The organism is Mucilaginibacter limnophilus, from assembly GCF_004005815.1.
Taxonomy (GTDB): Bacteria; Bacteroidota; Bacteroidia; order Sphingobacteriales; family Sphingobacteriaceae; genus Mucilaginibacter; species Mucilaginibacter limnophilus.
On the sequence record NZ_SACK01000001.1, the window covers coordinates 276,536 to 292,881 of the forward strand.

Sequence of the window (16,346 nt, forward strand, 5' to 3'; positions counted from 1 at the left end):
GCCGCTTGTAATATTTCAGATAGAAATCTGCTAAATCAATTTATTGACTATATTTGGTGCTCTGAACAATCAGAAACAAAACCAAAGCGATACCTGTTTTATAGCATGATCTGTCACAATTCAAGGCGGCTTTCCTGCCCTACTAAATTTCTTTCGGCACTTTCTGCCGTCATACTTATATCGGTTACAACTTTTGCGCAGCAAAAAAAAGCATGGTTTGTTGATGGCTACCATGGAGGCATTTGGGGGCATTACCCGGTTTGGAATACCCGCTTTATGGCCGACATGGTAAAAAACAATCCGCAATGGAAAATCAATATTGAAATTGAACCTGAAACCTGGGACGATGCCAGGGTGAAAGACCCTGAGGCTTATAAAGATTTTCAGGCGCTGATGGCCGATCAGTCGGCCTCGGGTATGCGTATCGAGTATGTAAACCCCGGTTATGCGCAAAGCTACACCTACAATATTTCAGGTGAAAGTATCATCCGCCAGTTTAAGTACGGTATAGAAAAGGTAATGGCGCATTTTCCTACGGCGCAATTTACTACCTACTCGTCTGAAGAACCTTGCTTTACCAGCGCTTTGCCACAAATATTAACATCATTCGGATACAAATACGCTTCGCTGAAAAACCCTAACACCTGCTGGGGCGGTTACGTGCGCGAGTTTGGTGGCGAACTTGTAAACTGGGTTGGCCCTGATGGCACAAAGCTGATAACAGTGCCACGCTATGCTACAGAAAAGCTGCTGCCGGGTTCAACATGGCAAACCAACGCATTCTATAACTCTGCCCAATATGTAAATGACGCATTTGCGTATGGTATTGAACATCCGGTAGGAATGACACTGCAGGATGCCGGCTGGAGAAATGGCTTATATCTTGGTAATGGCAGCAAATCATATCAGCCAACTGAATACACCACATGGCGCAACTATTTTGAAAACGTTGCTATAAAATCACCAAAACAAGACTGGAAACTTAGTCAGGAAGATGTGCTGGTAAGTTTGGTTTGGGGATCGCAGGTGTTGCAAAAGCTGGCTCAAAATGTAAGGCATGCTGAAAATAATATAGTGATGGCTGAAAAGATTGCCGCCATTAATAAGGTTTATCATAACGCGGCATGGCCAAAGGCGAACATTGATGAAGCATGGCGTAACTTGATGCTATCGCAACACCATGATTGCTGGATAGTGCCTTACAATGGCCGTCCGGGTAATACCTGGGCCGATAAGGTAGTGAAATGGACCGCCGTAACAAATCACGTGGCCGACAGCGTGAAATATGGCGTTGCTGAAGTTGGTAATGTGAAATACATACGTGTTTATAATACGCTTGGCATAGCACGCAGCGAGTGGGTGAGTGTTGATATTCCCGCTTCACTTGCCGGGAAACATATTATGGTGACCGACAGGGCAAATAACCCTACACCATCTCAAATAGTTAAAGACACTACATCTGCAGTGGGCAAACTTATTTTTAAGGCCGCCGTGCCATCATTAGGATATACAACTTATACCTTAGCTGAAGGTGGTTCGCCTGTCAAAGGTAATATAGTTAGCAAACTGTCTGACGGCAGGTACAAACTGCAAACTGACCTGTACACCATTATTATAAACCCCGCAAAAGGCGGTATAATTGAAAGCCTTATAGCAAAACGCATACTTAACCGTGAATTTGTTGATAAAGCGAGTGAACGCGGATTTAATGAACTGCGTGGCTATTTTGGTAAAGAAAAGGCATACCTGTCAAGCAAGGATAAGCCTGCTGAAGTAACAGTGCTTGATGACGGCGTGGCTTTGGCTAAAATACAAATCAAAGGCAGTTTGGGTGAACATAAGTTCACTCAAGTATTAACGCTTGCGCAAGGACAGAAACGTATTGATATGCAGGTAGCTATAGATTACACTGGCAACCCTGAAATTGGTGAGCCAACAGCGCCTAATACTTACAAAGCCACCGATAATCATAAAGGCTTTTATAACGACCGCGAGAAGTTGATGGTGCTGTTCCCGGCAGCGTTAAAAGATCAAAAGATATATAAAAATGCGCCTTACGATGTTACCGAAAGTAAACTGGAAAACACTTTCTTTACCCGTTGGGACAGCATTAAAAATAACGTTTTGCTTAACTGGGTTGATGTGACTGATGGTAAAGGCGCTACAGGTATAGCTGTGTTTACCGATCATACAACAAACTACGCGCATAGTAAAGATCATACACTGGGTTTAACATTGCAGTATGCCGGCGTAGGTTTGTGGGGCAGAAACTATAAGGCAGAAGGCCGTACGCTGGTCAATTATTCACTGCTGCCGCATGCCGGTAAGTGGGATAATGCTTCTGTATGGACAGAAAGCGATAAGTGGAATGAGCCGCTTAGCGTTAAGCTGCTTGACAAACAACCCGAAGTAGATGATATTGTACGCTCACTTATAAACGTACAAGGTACCGGTTACGAGGTATCATCGGTAATATTTGAAGGCAATGATATGCTGGTAAGGTTGTTTAACGCCGAATCAGACGATAAGGAAAAGAAGATCGCTTTTGACTTTAGTGCAAACAGAGCTCAGTTGGTTGAACTTAACGGCAATACAAAGCAAGATCTTGTTATAACCCAAAATGCAAAAGGTGAACCATCGGTACTGGTTTCAATGCCAAGGTTCGGCTTTCGTACAATAAAATTTATCAATCCTGCTAAAACTAATTAGCAGCTATAAATAAATGATTTTTGATTTGCATTGTTGCTTGATTTTAATGTAATATTGAAGTTTAAAACCAAGCTGATTATTAAGCCGTAAACCAATAAATGAAGTTAAAAACCCTGGCTGTTATAGCCGCTATGCAAGGCTTATTGCCTTTCTCGTTGTCTATTGTCCCTAATGAAGTTAAGGCGCAAAGCCCTGCTTCCTATGTAAACCCTTTTATCGGTGCCAGTACAAGCACTGCACAGGCAGGCGTTTATCATGGGCTTGGTAAAACATTTCCTGGTGCAACAACACCTTATGGTATGGTACAGGTTAGTCCGAATACTATAACAGGGGGCGATAATGGCTCAGGATATAGCTACGAGCATGAAAGTATTGAAGGTTTCGCTTTTACACAAATGAGCGGCATCGGCTGGTTTGGCGATCTTGGTAACTTCCTGGTGATGCCAACCACAGGCAAATTAAATACATTTTCGGGAAAGTTGGCAAACCCTGAAGAGGGTTACCGTTCGCGCTACACCAAAAGCAGCGAAAAAGCAAGTGCGGGATATTATTCCGTTATGCTTGATAAATACAAAGTAAAAGCTGAAATGACCGCCGCACCGCACAGTGGTATTCTTCGTTTTACTTTTCCTGAAAATAAGGATTCACGTATTCAAATTGACCTTGCCAGAAGGGTGGGAGGTACATCAACGTTACAATATGTTAAGGTTGTTGATGAAAATACCATACAAGGCTGGATGAAATGTACACCTGATGGCGGTGGCTGGGGTAATGGTGATGGTCATGCCGACTACACGGTGTATTTCTACGCAAAATTCAGCAAGCCTTTAAAAAGCTATGGCATATGGAGCGCTAACATTCCCGAAGGCCAAAGCCGTAAGCTTGAGGCTGTTGTAAGCGACGATTATCAGCACCTGATAGCTACTGCCGATGTATTACCTAATGTTGGAGAAAAAGAAGGCAAGCATTTAGGATTTTATACCGGTTTTGCTACCCGTAATAATGAGCAGGTACTGCTTAAAACAGGCATTTCATTTGTAAGTATTGAAGGCGCAAAAAACAATCTTGAAGCTGAAATACCAGACTGGGATTTTAACGGCGTGCAACAAAAAGCTGTAAAGCTTTGGAACGACGCTTTATCAAAAGCAACCATTACTGGTGGTACTAAAGATGAAAAGATCGTGTTTTACACAGCGCTTTATCACACCATGATTGATCCGCGTATTGTTACCGATGTAGACGGCACTTACAATGGTGGCGATAACAAACCGCATAAACCAACTACTTTTCAAAAGCGTACCATTTTTAGTGGATGGGATGTGTTCCGCAGCCAGATGCCTTTGCAAACCATCATTAACCCTACGTTGGTAAATGATATGATCAACTCGTTGGTTACGCTTGCAGACGAGAAAGATAAAAATTACCTGGAACGCTGGGAGCTATTAAATGCCTATAGTGGATGTATGCTTGGCAACCCGGCTGTATCAATGATAGCCGATGCTTACTCAAAAGGCATTCGTAACTATGATGTAGATAAAGCTTACAAATTGTCGGTAGGTTCCGTAGAAAAATTTGGCAATGGTGACTTAGGCTATAGTTATGATGGGGCGGGGATTGCGCTTACACTTGAGTATGCTTATACCGACTGGTGCGTTGGCCAAATGGCAAAATCTCTTGGTAAAAAAGACGATTACGTAAAATACAACAAACGCGGCCAGGCATACAAAAACATTTTTGATCCTGAAAAAAAATGGTTCCGTCCGCGTACAAAAGACGGCAGCTGGCAGGCTTGGCCTGATTCAGGCAGACTTACCCAGTGGTATGGCTGTTTTGAAACAAACCCATATCAGCAAGGTTGGTTTGTACCACAGGATGTTGCAGGTATGGTAAGGTTAATGGGTGGCAATGAAGCCGTAAAAGCCGATTTGATACACATGTTCGAAAAAACACCTGAAAACATGATGTGGAACGACTATTACAACCACGCCAATGAGCCGGTGCATCAGGTGCCGTTCCTGTTCAACAGGATAGGCTATCCATGGCTTACCCAAAAATGGACACGTGAGATCACACGCCGTGCATATAAAAATTCAGTTGAAGGGTTGGTTGGAAATGAGGATGTTGGACAGATGTCGGCATGGTATGTACTTGCAGCTGCGGGCATACACCCAATTTGCCCGGGTGATACCAGGCAGGAGATCACCAGTCCGTCGTTTGACAAAACTGTATTTAAAGTAGCAGGTGGTACATTTACCATCGCGGCTAAAAATAACTCTGCAAAAAATATCTATATACAAAGCGCGCGCCTTAATGGTAAGCCATATAATAAATGCTATATTGACTATAGCCAGATTGTGGCAGGTGGCTACCTTGAACTGGTAATGGGTCCGAAGCCATCGCAATGGGGCGCTAAAAAGTAATGGTCATGAAAAAAAGTTTACTCACCTTCTGCTTATTAATTGCCGTTACGTTGCAATTAACAGCTGCTACGCCAATTGATTTGTATTCACCTGATAAGCGGATAAAGGTATCTGTAGATCTGAAAAACAAGATAGCCTATTCGGTTACCTTTAACGGTAACGCGGTACTTAGTAACTCTTATCTTCAACTTAATCTTAGTAAAGAAAACCTTGGCGATAAACCGCGTTTATCAAAAAAGACGATTTCAACAGTAAATACTGTTTCATACCCTGTTGTTGCACTTAAGAACAGTAAGGTTGTAAATAATTATAACCTGCTCAGGCTTGATTTTAAAGGTGATTACAGTGTGGAGTTCAGGGCTTATAACGATGGTATTGCTTATAGATTTATTACAGCTAAAAAGGATTCTATTGAGATCAACAGCGAAAATGTTCATCTTTCGTTTGCTGATAGTGTTACCACCTCGTATCTGGAAACCGACAATTTCAAAACAGCTTATGAGATACTTTATGCGAAACGTAATCTTAAAGATGTAAACCGCAATAAAAAAAGTGTTTTGCCTATACTTTTCGGTACACCAAAATATAGGGTATTGCTATCGGAGGCAGATCTGTACGATTATCCATGCCTTTTTATAAAACCGGATGGCGACAGGGAGGTGGACGCTACTTTTCCTAAGGCACCCTTAACATTTGGCCCTGACGGTGACCGCAGTGTGAAGATTAAGAAAGAAGCTGATTACATCGCCAAAACCGCGGGCACACGCTCGTTCCCATGGCGTTTTATGGTGATAACCGATAACGACGCGAAATTGCCCGAAAACCAGATGGTGTATAAGCTATCTACACCCAATCAGCTTAAAGATACCCAATGGATAAAACCCGGACAGGTTACCTGGGAGTGGTGGCATAATGCCTATGTGTATGGTGTCGATTTCAAATCGGGCTACAATCAGGATACCTATAAATACTATATTGACTTTGCTTCGAAGTTTGGTATACCTTATATAATAATGGATGAAGGCTGGGCTAAAACTACGCTTAACCCATTTGAGCCGAATCCAACTATTAATCTACAGGAATTGATCGCTTACGGCAAAAAGAAAAATGTAAAGATCATCCTATGGTTTACCTGGCTGGCTGTCGAAAACAATTTTAACATTTTCGAGACGCTTGAAAAATGGGGAATTGCCGGCATGAAGATAGACTTTATGGACCGCAGCGACCAATGGATGGTAAACTATTATACACGGGTGGCTAAAGAAGCTGCCAAGCATCACATTTTAGTTGATTTTCACGGCGCTTTTAAACCTGCAGGTCTTGAAGTTGCTTACCCTAATGTGCTTTCGTATGAAGGCGTAGTGGGTATGGAGCAGAACATAGGCGGTGGATTTGCGACACCAAACAACAACCTGTTTTTGCCTTTTCTGCGTAATGCCGCCGGTCCGATGGACTACACACCGGGTGCTATGCGTTCAGGCCATCAAAAAGATTACCGGGCAAACTGGGTTAACGTAATGAGCATCGGCACACGTGCGCATCAAGTGGCGATGTATGTGGTGTTTGAAAGCGGCGTACAAATGCTGGCTGATAATCCTTTCAACTATCTTCGCGAGCCTGAAACTACAAGCTTTATCACGTCAGTACCGGTAACCTGGGATGAGACCCATGTGCTTGACGGATCTGCAGGCGAATACATTATAACTGCACGCCGAAAAGGTGAAAAGTGGTTTATTGGCGCCATGACAAACAGCAAATCGCGTGATTTAACTATCAAAACAGATTTCCTGAAGAAAGGAGTTAAGTATAAGATCACGCTTATTCAGGACGGGATAAACGCCGACGTGCAGGCGATGGACTTTAAACGTATTGAGAAAACTATTATCGCAGGCGAATCAATCGACATCAGGATGGTACAGGATGGTGGATGGGTAGCAAAACTTGAACCTCTCAAATAAATCATTTACATTTAGCAAATTAATTATAAACCAATTGATGAATTCAGGCAGAAAACTATTGGCAGGTATATTGGTGTGCCTATGCTCGGCTAAAACGATTAGTGCACAAACGGTAGCTCCGTTTAAAGAAGGGGACAGGGTGGTGTTTTTAGGAAACAGCATAACCGATGGCGGGCATTATCACTCATATATCTGGCTTTATTATATGACACATTTTCCTAATACACGCATTACATGCGTAAATGCGGGCATAGGTGGTGATAACGTAATACAAATGGGCGACCGCCTTGAGGATGATGTGCTTTCTAAAAATCCTACTGTATTAACTTTTACATGGGGTATGAATGATACCGGTTATTTTGAATGGTTTGCTAAAGATGCGCAGGAGACCATGAAGAAGCGTTTAGCAAAATCGTTTGCAAGCTATAATGTTACCGCCGACAAGCTTGCTAAACTTTCAAACATTCGTAAAATATTAATTTTAGGTTCACCATACGACTCTACTACCAAAAGCAACCCGAAAAACTTCTATCCGGGTAAAGCGACAGCTTTTGCAAATGTTATAAAGTTTCAGGAGCAATCTGCAAATGACAGGAAATGGGAAACCGTTGATTTCTATCACCCAATGTTAGCCATTAACAAAAAAGGTCAGGAAACTGATTCCCTGTTCAGCCTTACTCCCGGCGACCGTATTCACCCTGATAATGACGGGCACATGGTTATGGCTTATCAGTTTTTAAAATCACAAGGTTTTGCAAACAAGCCGGTTGCCGATGTAGCTATTAATGGAAACAAAATTGAGAAATCAGAAAACGCTACGGTTAGTAATGTCGTAAATAGTAAAACAGGCGTATCGTTTGATTACCTGGCCAATTCATTACCTTATCCGGTTGACACCATTTCACGTTTTTGGGGTAACAAAAAATCTCAGGCCGACGGACTTAAACTGGTTCCGTTTACGCAGGAGTTTAACCGGGAAATGCTTACTGTAAAAGGACTTAAAAAAGGTAACTACAAATTGTTGATTGACGGACAGGAGATAGGTAAATGGGATAGCAAACAATTGGCTTCAGGTATCAACCTTGCTGAGCAGATATGGACACCACAATATCAGCAAGCGCTTCAAATAAGTATTCTTAACGAAGAAAGGCTTGATATTGAGCTTCGCTTCAGAAAATATGCTTATGTAGAATTTGATCTGCTTAAAGAAAAAGGTAAGCTTTTTGCCGAAGATAAGGCCGCTTTAGATACTGTAACTAAGTATTCAAAAAACAATCCTTTTATAAACGGAAACCGTGAAAATTATACAAGAGCGCAGTATAAAGCAGTGAGAAATGCATGGCAAAAACAAATGGATGCTATTGTTAACGAGATATATACAATCAATAAGCCGCTAAAACGAAAAATTGAACTGGTTTTGGCTAATTAATGTCATTAAGCAGAGTTGATTATTTTGTTTGTACATAATTACATGAAAAAAGTAGTTTTTATAAGTTTGTTCACTTTGCTGTATTTTACAGTATCAAGGGCATCATCAGTAGATACTGCGTTGACATACAGCGCTGTAATGAAAAAGAATATCAAGGCGGTAGTAATTAAGCCTGATGGATACTCAGTATCACAAAAATATCCGGTGGTGTATCTGCTACATGGCTACGGCGGTCACCAGGATGACTGGATTAAGACAGCGCCTGTGATCAAAACGCTTGCCGATATATACAAATTCATAATTGTTTGCCCGGATGGGAATGTATCAAGCTGGTATTTTGACAGCCCTGTTGACCCTGCGTGGAAGTATGAAACCTATGTAGCAGTTGAACTTGTAAAATATATCGATGATAAATATTCAACCATACAAGACCGCTCGGGCAGAGCAATAACCGGGCTTAGTATGGGTGGCCACGGCGCATTATATCTTGCGTTCAGACATCAGGACACCTTTGGTGCGGCTGGAAGTATGAGCGGCGGGGTAGACATCCGTCCATTCCCGTTAAATTGGAATATCGCCGACCGTTTAGGTAAATACGCTGATCAGCCAAAACGCTGGGATGACAACACGGTAATTAATCTTACTAATTTACTTACGCCAAATTCTTTGGCGTTAATTATTGATTGCGGCAGTGAAGACTTTTTTTATAATGTTAATACAAAATTACATACTAAGCTTTTAGACATGAATATCCCGCATGAATTTATAAGCCGTCCGGGTGGGCATACATGGGAATATTGGGGAAACGCGATACAGTATCAGTCGCTGTTTTTTGATAAATTCTTTAAAAAAGCGGCAAATTGAGTTTTTTTGGGAATTTGTTAAGAAAATGAAGAACGCATTACTAAAATTTTTATATAGTAGCTTGGTTATTGCAAATGCGAGATTTTAAAAACATGAATACATACATTCTATAGGGTATGTACTGTGCATAAATGAGATAAAAAAAGCGCTTATACGCTGTTAAGAAAAAAAAGTTTTGGAGATTGTATTAAATAATTTACTTTTATCTTCAGTTAATAGCCAATTATAACCAATTAAAATTAATCCATAAAGAATTTATAAACAACAGTTCGTTAGGGATATCCCTTTCGCTAAATTGATTTAAGTACTTCAATAAAAGTTGAAAATAATTATAAACACGTTAATATGAAGAAAATTTACTTTCCTGTTATTGCATTTGTCTTCTTCGCTTTCATGGCATCAGGTTTGGTATCGTGTAAAAAGGGTGGGTTTTTCACACCAACTTCTACAACCAACCTTGATGAAAATACTATATTCAGGGATAGTTTAAACACTACCGCCTTTCTTGCCAATATATACTCAAATGTAGGCTTGAGCTTCAAGTACGATCGTTTTATATTCGACCCGTTTGGAAAGGCAATACCTACAGGTGGCCTTGAATCAGCATCAGATGAAGCAGAATCACCAAATCAAAACTCATCAACGGCGCTTGCGTTTGCAACTGGTACCATTAATTCATACAGTGTAACTGACGATGCCTATAGAATTCCTTATAACAATATCCGCGCTGTTAACCAGTTGTTCAGAAGTATAGTTAAAACCCCTATCGATCAGTCGTTAAAAGACCAGATGATAGCTGAGGCTCATTTTCTAAGAGCATGGTACTATTTTATCTTGCTTAAACATTATGGAGGTGTGCCTATTGTTGGCGACACGTTGTATAATTATACCGATGAAATTAACACTCAGCGTGCAACGTTTGAGCAAACAGTAGATTATATTATTTCAGAGTGTAACATTGCTGAGAAAACATTGCCACTAACACAAACAGGGTCATATTTTGGCCGTGCATCAGGTTCGGCTTGTAAAGCATTGAGGTCTCGCGTGCTTTTATACGCAGCAAGCCCGTTATTTAATCCTGATCCATCGGTTAACGCTAACTTTCCATGGAAAAATGCTGATGCTACCGTGCGCGAATCAATCGCTTATGCAAACTATAGTGCATCAAGGTGGGCGGCTGCCAAAAATGCTGCTGCTGAAATTATCCAGGCGGGTACTTTTTCTCTAAATGAAGATAATGCTAGCGACCCTGGCAAAGGATTCCGTGATCTTTTTCCTAAACGTACCGGGAATCCTGAGTACATATTTCCATGGATGTTTGGTGATAATACATATGTAGAAAATTTATTTTATCCGCCGTCGCGTTTCGGCGCTAACGGTGCATATCCTTACCAGGGCCTTGTTGATGCTTTCTTAATGAGCAACGGATTGCCTATTGATGATCCAGCTTCAGGTTACAATGCTGCTGACCCATATGCCAATCGTGACCCACGTTTAAATTACAGTATCATACATGATCAAACATTAGTAAACGTAAGAACAGTTAATGGTTTAGCTCAAGACCCAACACCAATAGACATTTATGTATTACCTAATGGTATTGGTGCAGGGCAGGATGCATTTCCAACCGGCACACGTACGGGGTATTACAATCGTAAGATGTATGATCCTACAGCAGTACCTGCTACATTGTTTTACAACTCAAAACGAGTTATACCGCTTATGCGCTATGCCGAAATTCTTTTAAATTTTGCCGAGGCAAAAAATGAATTTGACGGCCCGGGTGGTACTACTGACAGTGTGTATAGCTGTATTAAGGCAATACGTAAACGTGCTGGAATTAGTGCAGGCGCTGACCAGTTATATGGATTGAAACCAGGTATGACCAAAGAACAAATGCGCAAAGTAATCCAAAACGAGCGCCGTATCGAACTTGCGTTTGAAGAGCAACGTTTTTGGGATGTTAGGCGCTGGGGTATTGCTGAACAAACCGAAAATATTACCGCGCAAGGTATGAAGGTTACCCGTGATTCTGATACCGACACAACGCCGACATATGAAGTGGTTAATATAAAGCGCCACACATTCAGAGCGCCGGCAATGTACTTATGGCCACTGCCACAAAATGAAGTGGACAAGTCAGATAAACTGAAACAAAATCCTGGCTATTAATACAATATTGTAAAATCACTTTTATATTAAATAAAATGAAAATGTTTTATAAAGTTAATTTATTGTGTGCAGTACTGCTGTTAATGCTTTGGACTTCATGCAAAGTAGAGAAACTTGAACCTGTAAATGAAGCGGTTAAAGATGTTTCGGGCACGTGGAGTATTTTAAAAGTTACCCGCAACGGTGCAGATATTACTAACACTTATGATTTCAGTAAATTTAAATTGGTGTTTGAAGGGAATAATTACACGTTGGAAAACAAACTGCCTTTTTTGGTAAGCGACAACGGAACTTTTAATCTTGATGATAATCAGTATGCATTCTCTATATCGTTTAACCCTGCAGGAGGAAGCGCCAAAACTATCCCCTTTAATTTTCCTAACGTTAATGGTAACAGGCAGCTGAGCGTTCCATTTACCATAGTAGGCTGCAGCAATACAAATTACGTTTACACACTGCAAAGAAATTAATTACAACGATTTTATGAACTTAAATATCAGAATAAAAGGAAAAACGCTGTGGATGGTATGCGCCACCCTGGTAATAGGTATCATGGTTGCCGCGTGTGCATACTTTGTTGATGGTGTAGAACAGCCCGATTCAGCTACGGCTGGTTCAAGAATTACTGTTAAAGTAAAACTTAGGGTGCAGCCGGTAAACGTAGCTTCAGGAAATCCGCCTTGGAATTCACCTATAATTTTTGGTTTTTGCGTACCCCGCGGATGGAAAGTAAAAGAGCATGATCTGAAGCTAACATATGTATTCGATCAGGGCGATGGCAAACCACATCCTATGAGTCCGGTGCAAGACAATGCACCGGCTACCCAACCAGAAGGCTTAACTTGGGCAGAGGCATTTAAAAATCAATATGGAAATGGCGGCAATTTTGTGGATGATGTGGAGTGGGTTGTTTATCAAACCGATAACATTTTAGGTGAGAACGGCGATAGTCCAAGGACGGGTACCATTACCATTGATATGATGGTAGGCGCCGACCAGGTGAATGGTGGCGTGGATATGTTATATGCATTTACTGATGTAGCTCACGGTTTTTATGCGGATGGTGCTAACGGTGTGACATTTAATACCAGCGGATACTATGCATCAAAAACAAAAGAATGTTTTGAAATAACCGGCGGTACTTCTGGCGAAACAGTGAATTACTGTCAACCTCAACGTATTACTCCAAGTCCTGCAAAAGGCTCTTCTAATGATTTAGTATCGTTTACATTTGATAACAACCTTGTAGCAAACAGCCCGTTCCCAAGAGGGGGTAATACAAAGTTATACATGTCAATGGTAGGTTATGCTGCCGATGATACTGAGCTTCCGTTAAAATTAACACAAAACGTAGAGTTAAAGCAAACAACCGGTACAAGCGGGAAATTTTTAGGTACAATATGGCCGGCTGATGCATTTGATACATCAAACAAACCACTTGCACGCATTACCTACTATATTACTGATAATGCTACGGTAACAAGAGCCGACGATATTAATAAAGTAGGCTTGCAGGAAGATCCTTATGTTGATTTTGCTTACCTCATAAGGTGTAACTAATAACCGTTTTGTAATCCGGGAAGCAGAAGGCTTTCCGGTATGCAACCTAATTATTTAAGACAACAATTTAAATCCGACTCTATGCTTTATTGCTACTTAAAAAAATGCTTTACCGGTATAATTGTGCTGATGCTTGCATTGGTTAATACAACTTATGCATCGTTTCAGGATACTACCGCTGTAAAGGCAAGTACCCCCGGTGTAATTACCGGTAAGGTAATTGACCAGTATGCGCATCCTGTAAAAGGTGCAAAAGTAATGGTAAAAGGCACCACCGTAAATGCCATTACTGATGATGAAGGTCAATTTAGTATAAACGCGCCTGTAAATAGCGTATTAGTAGTTACCTATCCTAATTTAACTGTTAATGAGGTGAAGGTTTTAAACGACAAAGAACTTACTATACGCTTACTTGATAACTACATACAGCAACCTGATGTGGTTGATGTTTTATACGGAACCAAAAGATCATCAGAAGTACTGGGTTCAGTTTCAACTATTTATACCAATCAATTGCGTACAACACCGGGCTCATTATATACATATGCCTTGCCTGGACAACTTGCAGGTTTATACACTAATCAAATAAGCAATTTTGCAAATATCGGCGTGCCTTCTGCCTTAAGCGTTGCTGAGTTTGGTTTGCAATTTGTTCAATCGGGATCACGTAACGTATCATTAACAGATAATACTGAATTTCAATTGCGCTTAAGAGGGCAAACACCTATTACCGTTATTGACGGAGTGCAACGTGAAATATCTTCACTTGATCCGGAAAGCATCGAATCGGTTTCAGTGTTAAAAGACGCGTTGTCAACTATATTACTTGGTATAAATAGCTCGAAAGGTATTTTATTGGTTACAACCAAAAAGCCGCTTGCCGGCCGTCCGCGTATTAACTTTACCGCGCAAACCGGTTTTATGCAATCGCTTGGTATGCCAAATCCATTGCCTGCTTACCAATCTGCTTTCCTGTACAATGAGGCATTACAAAATGAAGGCTTATCGCCAATATATACTGCCCAGGATATCGATGCATTTCGTAATAATAGCGACCCTTATGGACATCCTAATCAAAATTGGTTTGATATGCTGCTTAACAAAAATTCGCGCATGACAAACTATAAGCTAAATGTTACCGGTGGTTCAAACGTAGCAAGGTATTCAGTTTCATTAAGCTATTTTAATCAGGGTGGTATATTCAAAATGGTTGATAGTATACCATACAGCACTAATGCTAACCTTGACAGGTATATGATTAACTCAAATATCAATGTAAACGTAACTAAAAACGTTACTGTTGAATTGCAGGTATTTGGTAGGGTGCAACGTGGCAATGCCCCTTATAATGGTATAAATAACCTACTGGCTAATATTTACCGTACACCTAACTATATATATCCAGCGCTTAATCAGAATAATACTTTTGGTGGTACCAGCCAATGGACAAATAACCTGCTGTCGCAAGCACAATATTCGGGTTATACCAATACTGTAAGTAACGACATTTTAACTAATCTGGATATCAACTACAACTTGGATAATACTATTAAAGGATTATCTGCCAAATTGAAAGGAAACATTGCATTCCAGTCAACTGATGCGATGGACCGCACCCTGGTTAACCAAACATATTTGTTTAGCGCCGAAGATAATAAGTATTCTACAGTTGGTAACCCTTCAGCTCAGCGTAACAGTTTTATCACTGCATCAACTGCAAGGTTCAGCTTTTGGCAAGCGTCATTAAATTATAACAGGCAGTTTGGCAAACACAATGTAAGCGGTTCGTTATTGTATGATAACCGTAGCATTGTATCAAACTTTGACCTTTCGGCTGTTACCCAAAACCGTGCTTTAAAAGCAGGGTACAATTATGAAGGAAAATATTTTATTGAAGCTGCTGGTAATATAAGCGGATACAACAGATACAATCCGGAAAATCAAAATGGCTTTTTCTATGCCGGTGGCTTAGGTTGGCAAATGGCTAAAGAAAACTTTATTAAGGATAACTTTAGCTGGATAAACAGTTGGAAATGGCGTGCAACCTTTGGCCGTACAGGTGATAATACTGTAGACAGATATTCATACTACGGTTTCAGGCAAACTTATGGCTCAAGCCTGGATTCATACATGGTGGGCTTAAACCATGCGCAAGTTTTTGTGCAAGTTGAGGATGCTTTATCTAACCCGAATATGAGTTGGGAAAAAGCCGATAAGTTTGATGTCGGTACTGACATATCTCTATTTAATGATCATTTTCAGGTTACTGCTGATTACTATCGCGATAATTACTTCGATTTGTTAATGCAACGCGGCCGTAGCATTGCGCTTATCGGTACCGGATATCCTGCCGAAAATATAGGTAAGGCCCGTTATGAAGGCGGGGAGCTTACCTTAACTTATCAGGGTAATAATGGCAACTTTAACTATTTTATTTCAGCAAACGGATCAGTACAGGCATCTAAATGGATATTTATAGATGAATTAAGCACACCAACAGAAGGCATGCGCCGTACAGGCAGGCCAGTAACCACCACATTTGGTTATGAGGCCCAAGGTTTATATCAAACCGCTGAAGAAGCCGCTGCCGGTGCGCGTGTACGAAATGAAAATAGACCGTTGCAAGCCGGTGATATAAAATATAAAGATCAAAACGGCGATGGTTTCATAGATCAGTTTGATGCTGTGCCGATAGGTAATAACAAACCACTGATTTTTTATGGTACTACATTAGGATTTAACTATAAAGGTTTTAGCGCAAGCGTGATTCTACAAGGCGTGGTAAACCGCGATATCAATGTACTTAGCCAGGTTACCTATCCTTTCCTTGGTACCAACTTCGGGTTTGGCGTACCGGCACAACCATACGGCCAGCCATATGAAAATATCTTGAACAGGTGGACACCGGAAACAGCTGCTTCAGCAACATCGCCACGCCTGGCGCTGGGTGGTACCAACAACTATCAAAGCTCAAGTTATTGGATGAAATCAGGAGATTATTTCCGTATCAAGAATGCTGAGATCGGGTATGACTTGCCATACACATGGGTTAAAAAGTTAAGTGTTGCCGGTATAAGAGTGTTTGTAAATGGTGAAAACTTATTCACTCAAGGTGGCTATCAGGGCATGGATCCTGAGGTTTTTCCAAATAATACAGGCGGTCAAAACTATCCGTATTTCATACAAAGGGTTATAAATACCGGTGTTAGCGTTAAGCTTTAATTTGATTAACAT

General features: G+C 40.9%; 9 protein-coding genes. All 9 read left to right on the forward strand.

Annotated features, from left to right (window positions below; all coding sequences use genetic code 11):
* Nucleotides 1-105 precede the first annotated feature (105 nt).
* The 9 genes from EOD41_RS01270 (at nt 106) to EOD41_RS01310 (ending at nt 16,334) form a co-directional block, all read left to right on the forward strand.
* Nucleotides 106-2,709 carry a glycoside hydrolase family 38 C-terminal domain-containing protein gene (locus EOD41_RS01270; RefSeq protein WP_127702969.1) on the forward strand — a complete coding sequence of 868 codons (2,604 nt, stop codon included), beginning with the start codon at nt 106-108 and terminating at the stop codon, nt 2,707-2,709.
* Nucleotides 2,710-2,807: 98 nt separating this feature from the next.
* Nucleotides 2,808-5,129: a GH92 family glycosyl hydrolase gene (locus EOD41_RS01275; RefSeq protein WP_205780466.1), complete on the forward strand. Its 2,322-nt coding sequence runs from the start codon at nt 2,808-2,810 to the stop codon at nt 5,127-5,129.
* A 5-nt stretch (nt 5,130-5,134) separates the two neighbouring features.
* Complete coding sequence (locus EOD41_RS01280) at nt 5,135-7,087, forward strand: glycoside hydrolase family 97 protein (RefSeq protein WP_127702970.1); 1,953 nt, start codon at nt 5,135-5,137, stop codon at nt 7,085-7,087.
* 37 nt (nt 7,088-7,124) lie between these two features.
* Nucleotides 7,125-8,516, forward strand: a complete 1,392-nt coding sequence (locus EOD41_RS01285; RefSeq protein ID WP_127702971.1) for an SGNH/GDSL hydrolase family protein — start codon at nt 7,125-7,127, stop codon at nt 8,514-8,516.
* A 42-nt stretch (nt 8,517-8,558) separates the two neighbouring features.
* On the forward strand, nt 8,559-9,380 hold the full coding sequence (locus tag EOD41_RS01290) for an alpha/beta hydrolase (protein ID WP_127702972.1): 822 nt from the start codon (nt 8,559-8,561) through the stop codon (nt 9,378-9,380).
* 345 nt (nt 9,381-9,725) lie between these two features.
* Complete coding sequence (locus tag EOD41_RS01295; protein ID WP_127702973.1) at nt 9,726-11,552, forward strand: RagB/SusD family nutrient uptake outer membrane protein; 1,827 nt, start codon at nt 9,726-9,728, stop codon at nt 11,550-11,552.
* A 35-nt stretch (nt 11,553-11,587) separates the two neighbouring features.
* Complete coding sequence (locus tag EOD41_RS01300; RefSeq protein WP_127702974.1) at nt 11,588-12,022, forward strand: DUF5004 domain-containing protein; 435 nt, start codon at nt 11,588-11,590, stop codon at nt 12,020-12,022.
* A gap of 13 nt (nt 12,023-12,035) precedes the next feature.
* On the forward strand, nt 12,036-13,112 hold the full coding sequence (locus EOD41_RS01305; RefSeq protein ID WP_127702975.1) for a DUF4961 domain-containing protein: 1,077 nt from the start codon (nt 12,036-12,038) through the stop codon (nt 13,110-13,112).
* A gap of 81 nt (nt 13,113-13,193) precedes the next feature.
* Nucleotides 13,194-16,334, forward strand: coding sequence for a SusC/RagA family TonB-linked outer membrane protein (locus EOD41_RS01310; RefSeq protein ID WP_164849856.1), 3,141 nt, complete (start codon nt 13,194-13,196; stop codon nt 16,332-16,334).
* Nucleotides 16,335-16,346: the final 12 nt, after the last annotated feature.

Excerpts from the sequence above, each read along its gene's own strand:
- EOD41_RS01285 (WP_127702971.1), top strand. The coding sequence starts at position 7,125 with ATGAATTCAGGCAGAAAACTATTGGCAGGTATATTGGTGTGCCTATGC.
- EOD41_RS01290 (WP_127702972.1), top strand. The coding sequence starts at position 8,559 with ATGAAAAAAGTAGTTTTTATAAGTTTGTTCACTTTGCTGTATTTTACA.
- EOD41_RS01295 (WP_127702973.1), top strand. The coding sequence starts at position 9,726 with ATGAAGAAAATTTACTTTCCTGTTATTGCATTTGTCTTCTTCGCTTTC.
- EOD41_RS01275 (WP_205780466.1), top strand. The coding sequence starts at position 2,808 with ATGAAGTTAAAAACCCTGGCTGTTATAGCCGCTATGCAAGGCTTATTG.
- EOD41_RS01270 (WP_127702969.1), top strand. The coding sequence starts at position 106 with ATGATCTGTCACAATTCAAGGCGGCTTTCCTGCCCTACTAAATTTCTT.
- EOD41_RS01280 (WP_127702970.1), top strand. The coding sequence starts at position 5,135 with ATGAAAAAAAGTTTACTCACCTTCTGCTTATTAATTGCCGTTACGTTG.
- EOD41_RS01300 (WP_127702974.1), top strand. The coding sequence starts at position 11,588 with ATGAAAATGTTTTATAAAGTTAATTTATTGTGTGCAGTACTGCTGTTA.
- EOD41_RS01305 (WP_127702975.1), top strand. The coding sequence starts at position 12,036 with ATGAACTTAAATATCAGAATAAAAGGAAAAACGCTGTGGATGGTATGC.
- EOD41_RS01310 (WP_164849856.1), top strand. The coding sequence starts at position 13,194 with ATGCTTTATTGCTACTTAAAAAAATGCTTTACCGGTATAATTGTGCTG.